Source organism: Sphingomonas horti (assembly GCF_009753715.1).
Lineage (GTDB): Bacteria > Pseudomonadota > Alphaproteobacteria > Sphingomonadales > Sphingomonadaceae > Sphingomonas_B > Sphingomonas_B horti.
In genome coordinates, this window is record NZ_WQMS01000020.1 from 198,346 (window position 1) to 204,653 (window position 6,308).

Consider the following 6,308-nt stretch of genomic DNA (forward strand, 5'->3'; position numbering starts at 1 on the left):
AGCCCAGCTGCTTGTCAGGCCGGCTTTGGGTGTTGCGCTATCGGCCTCCAGCCGTGCACGACTTTCGGGCCCGGAAGCGTGGCGCTCCAATAGTAGCCCTGAGCCGGTTGATCCGCTGCTCGGCTGATAGGCCTCTCAAGGAAGCTGCAGAGAAGCAGCGTCCCGACCCCGCCATGAGCGATGATGGCCAGGTCCCCACCCCGGTGGTCCGCGATGATCCCGCTGACTGCCGTTCGGATGCGTGCCTGAGCATCGACTGCCCGCTCCCATCCGCGTACGCTTTCTTCGGGCCTAGCGAAGAACGCGTCGGCCATTTTGTCGAACTCGCCGGACGGAAGGTAGCCCGTAGAGCTGCGATCATTTTCGCCAAGCGCCTCACAGGTAAGAACGGGTAATCCGAGCCATCCGGCTAGCAAGCCGGCCGCCTCAATAGCCTTGGTTTCGGCGCTCGCCCAAACGGCGGTTACGTCGCCCACGACGTCAGAGCGAGCGAACAGCCGCATCCGCTCAACGCCGACATCCCTAAGATGCCAGCGCTTCACCTCCGTTGCTGGATCGACGACCACTTCCGGGTGGGTGACAAAGATCAGCGTGCTCATGAGATGATGATGGCAGAATGGAAAGCGCCGTCCAGCAGGCGGCGGCTGGATTTCTGCGCTTTCTGATAGGGTTGGCAGCATTCGCGTGCTTGGACGCAGCGCCAGTGCGCTGGGCACGCGCACCCATGGCAGTACAGGTGGAAATCCTTTTGGGTGAACTCGCGTCGTCCTACTAGCGCCCATTGGCGACATTCCGCATTGCGCCGGCCACTGGGGATAGCTGACATTCGCGAGCACCGCCGCTCAATGTCCGCTCGCGACCCGTTGCAGACCTTAGCTCGACTGCCGTAGCTACTGAAAATGGCCGACGCTAACCGACCTTCGCCAAGCGCGCGTGTGGGCGCTCGGATTCGCATCAAACCTGCGCATCAGCAAGAGGTCGAGGCGCTATTTGCCGAGGCCGGAGTGCAGTCGCTCTATAAGGAAATGCGGTCAGATGGGAACGTGTCCTACTGGTTTGGCAAAGACCAAATAGACGAACTGCGGTCCACGGGCGTAGTCGAGCGCATTCCACTCGAATTCTGGGCGCACTATGCCGTCGTCGGCTGCCCCACGACGCACTGATGCGCTCATGACAGCTTTCCACGCCGAACCTGGCACTCCGAACGGATTAGCGCGCAGCTGGCAGTGTCGGCTGATTGGCGCCCTTCCCGGACATCAGCAGTATACTCCGATCTGATTGAAAGCGGTGATTCCCAATTCGAGCCGACGCCAGGAGAGAGAGAACATCGCTATGGCGTATTGGGGGCCGACTCCCTGCGCACCGTCGAACGGTTACCTTAGACTTTCAGGGCATGACACTGGATGTCGGCGCTCCCGCGCGACGTCTCGGCGTGGGGGCTCTGGACTCGATGTCCAACTTGTTCTCGGCAACCTGTTCTGGGTCAGATCTGCGGTGGAGGTGGAGTCAGCGTTGAAGTGCTAGATAAATGCTGTCTGCCCACTCATTGTTGACGAACCAGGTTCGGCCGGCGCGACCGGTCTCGCGAAAGCCAAGATGTCGCAGTAGGCGCAGACAGGCCTGGTTGCGGGGGTCAACATCGGCCGTGAGTTCCTGCACCGGGAACCTCGCGAATGTGGATTCGATCACTGCACTCAGTGCTTCGCGCGCAAGCCCGTGGCCCCAATAATCGGGGTGGAGAATGAAGCCGATTTCCGGCAGTCGCCAGCAACCCGCCTTTCCGACCACGCGGCCACCAATCTCCAAGATGAAATCGTTGCTCTGGTCCGGCGGAGCATCGATCATGGCGCGGAGCCATCCTTCGGTCTCCTCAAGAGAGGAGTGCGCCGAAGTCGACCAATAGCGCATCGCCCGTGGGTCGCTCAGAACCCGGTTCATCGCGTCCAGATCATCAATCCGTGCCCGCCGAAGGATCAGCCGCTTGGTTCTGAGCGGGTGCCCGGTCGCCGGAGACCCGCCGGCGGTGGCCACAGGTGTACCGGCAGCTACTTTACCGGCCAACGTTTTTGCCCGTCAAATGCTGGCGGAAGAAGCCGACGACGGAGCGGTTGAACTCCTCGTGGAAGGCGGCCCGGTCAAAGCCTTTGCGATCCTGGCAGATTTGCGGCGGCGATTCAGGCGTGCAGGGCGCCAGAAACGACAGATGGACGGCCCCATCGACCTGGTGGAATTCGGGAGAATGCGGCAGCAGGCGCCGCACCACCGCCGCATTGGTTTCATACGGAACCGTGTCGTCCTCCGACCCCACCCAAAGCTGTATCGGCGCCTGGACCTTGGCCAACCCGGCAGGTTCGAACAGAAAGCCCAGTCCCGGTGCAGCAATGACGGCAGCGGCCACACGAGGGTCATGGGTCCAGCGCGGCGCCGCTGCGCCAGCAGGATCCGCTTGCGGCGGGATGATCTTGCACACGAATTCAGGATGTGCCGCGCAATGTGGCGCCAGGCGTCCCAGATCGGGCACGCCGCCAAGGGATATGAGGGCGGTGGTCGCGCCGGCCGACAAGCCAAACATACCGACCTTCTTCCCGTCGACTTGCGCGTGGCTGGGCCATTCGCCCGTCATATAATCGATCGTGCTGCTGACATCATGCGACCGGTTCGCCATCCACTCCGGACGGCCGACATTGCTGTCGTCCTGAAAATTGTCGCCCGGATGCATCGGCGCGGCGACGATGAAACCGGCAGCCGCGAGCGCTTGTGCCGTGTCGATATGGGCGGTCGGACCCGCTCCGGTGCCATGCGACATGACCACCAGCGGGAACTTCTTGCCGTTCGCGCCTGCGGCATTCGCTTCGACCAAGCCAGCTGGACGCCAGATGACCAGGGCCGTCCGATGGACGGGAGCGCCGATCGCGACCTGCTCGACAGCAAAGGCGGGCGCGGCTTGGCTCACGGCAGGTGCCTTAGCGGGCGTGCCGCTCAACGGCAGTACAAGGCAGGCAAGGCTTGCGGCAGCGTGGAAAGCTTTCATCGATTCCTCCTCCAGGCGGCCCATGGCTAAGGGCCCGGTGTGTGGGACACGGACGCTATCGAACAAACTTCGGTTCGGCCGCTGCCCGGAGCAGGCGGAGCGGCAGGGTAACAAGGATACCGAGTCGCACCAATGTGTGCGGCGGGCTGTCCCATCATTGACTGACCTTCGCTGGCCGAGAGCCGGGCAATGGTCGGTTCGGCGCGCTCCCTCCCTGCTGCGTGGGGGTGCGGTACGGAGCCAACTCGCCCAGGCGGCAATCACAGCCGACAGCCCAGCGAGGCCCATGGCCACTCTGGGTGCGATTGATAGCGGCGCAGCCGAAACGACGAACGTGACGAGGAGCGCGCCGGCGGTCTGCCCCGTCAATCTCGCTGTGCCCTGCAGGCCGCCGGCCGCAGCGCTGCGGTTTGCTGGAGCGGCCAGGAACATGGTCCGGTTATTGGGCACCTGGAAAAGTCCGAATCCGATTCCGCAAATCAGGGCGCATGCTGCCAGCGGCGCGACGGTCTGTCCGACCGGCCACAGAGCGGCGCCCGCGATCCCGGAGCCAAACACCAGGCCTCCCGTCGCGCAGATCCATCTGGTCTCGAAACGATCGGCCAGCCAACCGGCGAGACGGCTGGTCACGGCGACTCCGGCCGGCCACGCGACGATCACCAGCCCCGCCGTCGTTGCGCTTCGGCCCAGCGACAGCTGCAGGTAGAAGGTCAAACCCAGCAGGCCGGCCGATTGCCCTGTGAAGAAGAAGATCGAGGCGACGACCGAGTTACGGAACGGGCGCATCGCCAACAGGTCGAGCGGCACCAGAGGAGCCAGTTTGGTTCGATCACGCCGAAACAGCAAACATCCGCAAAAGATCGCCGCGACGGCGACGCCGAACGCGATCAGCGGCGTTGATCGAGCCAGTTCGGCGGCCATGATCGCGCACGACGCGGCGCCAGCGTATAGCGAGACGCCCACCAGATCGACGGGTGCGCCATCAGTCTTTACAACCGGCAGCGACGGACTGGCGGCCAGCGCAATCGCGGCCATCGGAAGCGTGCTCACGAAAAGCAAGCGCCAGCTGGCGAATGACAGGATGAGCGCGCCGATCGTCGGCGCCAGCGCCGAGCATAGGGCGACAACCAGGGCATTCCAGGCGATGGCGAAACCCAGACGATCGCGGCCGAGCGCAAATCGCAGCAGCGCTATCCCAAGAGCCATGATCGCCGCACCGCCAAGGCCCTGGAAGAAGCGGGCTGCAACGAGAAGCGGCAGCGTCGGCGCGAGCGCGCACAATAATGACGAAGAGCTGAAGACAATCAGACCGCTTAGGAACAATCGCCGATAGCCGATCCGGTCCGCCGCATGCGCGCACGGAAGGAGGCCGATCACCAGCGCGAGCTGATAGACTGTGACGACCAGCAATGACCGCGCCGGGGTCTCGGCAAAGGTCCGGCCGATCGTCGGCAATGCGACATTGACGATACCGGCGTCCAGCACAACGAGCGCCATCGCCGACAACACCGCAGCGATCGCCGCGCGTTCACGGGAAGTGCGTGCGTTCATGCCTGTGGGACCGTCCAGTGCCCGTCGCGCTCGACAAAGCGCGTGAGCTTCCGCTCGACCTGGTCCTCATGGCGAAGGTCGCGCTCCGTAAAGCGAAACAGCAGCGCGGACCGGGTCAGGCACCTCGTGTCGTGGATGTCGCCGGGGAGGTATGGACGGGCCTGGCCTGCCGTCAGCACGCTTCGGTCGCGGAGCACGAGCCGGGGCTCGCCATTCGGCCCCGAAACTTTCGCGTAGGTGCTGATCTCGAGAGCTCCGGAGTGCACTCCATAGACGACCCACGCACGACCGTGGTCGTGAGGGGGCCTGTAGAGCCCCTCATTCTCGTTATGGGCGAGGAGCATGAAGCCGTTTGCCGGGTCGCAGTACAATTCGCGTGACGCGGGGCGTTCCGCCAGAAGCGCAGCCAGCCAGGGTTCCGCTGGGTCGGCGCGCATTAGCTCTTCGAGCTGTTGAGCGCAGGTCGCGACCAGCTTCGCGCTGAGCGGTTCCCACGCCAGCCGCATCTCGCCGCTGAACGCGTTCAGTGTGTCCTGAGCCATGACCTGATCCATTCCTGTTCCGAAGAAGCGGATCGGAATTATCCTGGGGATAGGCATGGCGGTAGGCGCACGACTTGCACTGTATCATTGCGTCTGACGCACTACGTCGCGCTGTGCTACTGGTCGCGCATGCAAGCGCCGGACCTCAATCTGCTCTACACGCTCGATGTGCTTCTGAGTGAAGGGAGCGTCACGCGCGCCGCTCGGAAGCTTCGGCTTAGCCCATCTGCGATGAGCCGGTCGCTTGCGCGCCTGCGATCAGTGACCGGCGATCAGTTGCTGGTGCAAGCGGGCCGCACGCTGGTTCCGACGCCCCGCGCCGTGGAGATGCGCGAGAAGGTTCGCGACCTCGTTCAGGATGCGCGGGTCCTGCTGCGCCCCGCCGAGGGCCTGAACCTCTCCGCCCTGGAACGCAGCTTCACGCTGCGCACGAGCGACGGTTTCATGGAAACGTTCGGCCCGTCGCTGATCCGGAAAATCAGAGATGAGGCACCCGGAATCCATCTGCGTTTCATCCGAAAGCTGGACAAGGACAGTGCTGGACTGCGGGACGGCTCCATCGACTTCGAAACCGGTGTTGTTGCGCCAGTGATCGGACCGGAGGTGCGGGCCCAAGCCCTATTCATCGACCGCTATGTCGGGGTTGTTCGCGCCGGCCACCCGCTCGCAGAGCGACTGGTGACCGTGTGCGATTACATCGATTACGGACATGTGATTGCCTGGCGCCAAGGGCTAGAACTCGGGCTTGTCGATGAACTGCTTCACCAGAAGGGCATGAAGCGCGAGGTGGTTGCCAGCGTCGATGGGTTCGCCGCTGCAGCATCACTGGCGCGGGGCACGGACCTGATCGCCACCATACCAGAGAAGCACACGAGCGGCCTGCGCCACGGCATGTCCAGCTTTGCTCTTCCGCTGCCCGTCGCGCCTTTCACAATTTCGCTTCTTTGGCACCCTCGGCTGGACGGAGATCCAGCCCATCGCTGGCTCAGGGAATGCATCCGCGAAGTCTGCAATGGAAGCGAGAGTGACATAAGCCTGTAGCTGCCGAAGGGCACCCTGTCCGCTTTCGCGGAACGAGGGGTCGACTGCGATCGTCAGAGTTCGGCCAGAAGCCGCCTGTAGGAAAGCTGGCGAGCGCCGCAGCACCCGCCAGCTAGTCAATTAGACGTCAGTGCTCTCTGACA

At 63.6% G+C, this 6,308-nt stretch carries 6 protein-coding genes; 2 read left to right on the forward strand and 4 right to left on the reverse strand.

Annotated elements, in window-relative coordinates; translation table 11 throughout:
• Nucleotides 1-14: 14 nt before the first annotated feature.
• The gene (locus GON01_RS16375) at nucleotides 15-599 is read right to left on the reverse strand and encodes a histidine phosphatase family protein (protein WP_157028447.1); all 585 of its coding nucleotides are present in this window, start codon (nucleotides 597-599) and stop codon (nucleotides 15-17) included.
• Between the two features lie 300 nt (nucleotides 600-899).
• On the opposite strand from GON01_RS16375, the gene GON01_RS16380 reads away from it, so the two are divergent.
• Nucleotides 900-1,163 carry a hypothetical protein gene (locus GON01_RS16380; protein WP_157028448.1) on the forward strand — a complete coding sequence of 88 codons (264 nt, stop codon included), beginning with the start codon at nucleotides 900-902 and terminating at the stop codon, nucleotides 1,161-1,163.
• Between the two features lie 343 nt (nucleotides 1,164-1,506).
• Here GON01_RS16380 and GON01_RS16385 read toward each other — a convergent pair whose 3' ends face one another.
• From GON01_RS16385 to GON01_RS16395, 3 genes are read right to left on the reverse strand one after another with little or no spacing between them, the layout of a single operon-like run.
• Complete coding sequence (locus GON01_RS16385; protein ID WP_309503954.1) at nucleotides 1,507-2,031, reverse strand: GNAT family N-acetyltransferase; 525 nt, start codon at nucleotides 2,029-2,031, stop codon at nucleotides 1,507-1,509.
• Between the two features lie 19 nt (nucleotides 2,032-2,050).
• Nucleotides 2,051-4,582, reverse strand: a complete 2,532-nt coding sequence (locus GON01_RS16390; protein WP_157028449.1) for an MFS transporter — start codon at nucleotides 4,580-4,582, stop codon at nucleotides 2,051-2,053.
• Complete coding sequence (locus tag GON01_RS16395; RefSeq protein WP_157028450.1) at nucleotides 4,579-5,136, reverse strand: cupin domain-containing protein; 558 nt, start codon at nucleotides 5,134-5,136, stop codon at nucleotides 4,579-4,581. Before GON01_RS16395 ends, GON01_RS16390 begins: the two co-directional genes overlap by 4 nt.
• A gap of 75 nt (nucleotides 5,137-5,211) precedes the next feature.
• Between GON01_RS16395 and GON01_RS16400 the strand changes: the two genes are divergently transcribed.
• On the forward strand, nucleotides 5,212-6,165 hold the full coding sequence (locus GON01_RS16400) for a LysR family transcriptional regulator (protein WP_232328924.1): 954 nt from the start codon (nucleotides 5,212-5,214) through the stop codon (nucleotides 6,163-6,165).
• The last annotated feature ends 143 nt before the right edge of the window (nucleotides 6,166-6,308 follow it).

Coding starts and splice junctions, on each gene's coding strand:
- GON01_RS16375 (WP_157028447.1), bottom strand. CDS start 599: ATGAGCACGCTGATCTTTGTCACCCACCCGGAAGTGGTCGTCGATCCA.
- GON01_RS16390 (WP_157028449.1), bottom strand. CDS start 4,582: ATGAACGCACGCACTTCCCGTGAACGCGCGGCGATCGCTGCGGTGTTG.
- GON01_RS16380 (WP_157028448.1), top strand. CDS start 900: ATGGCCGACGCTAACCGACCTTCGCCAAGCGCGCGTGTGGGCGCTCGG.
- GON01_RS16395 (WP_157028450.1), bottom strand. CDS start 5,136: ATGGATCAGGTCATGGCTCAGGACACACTGAACGCGTTCAGCGGCGAG.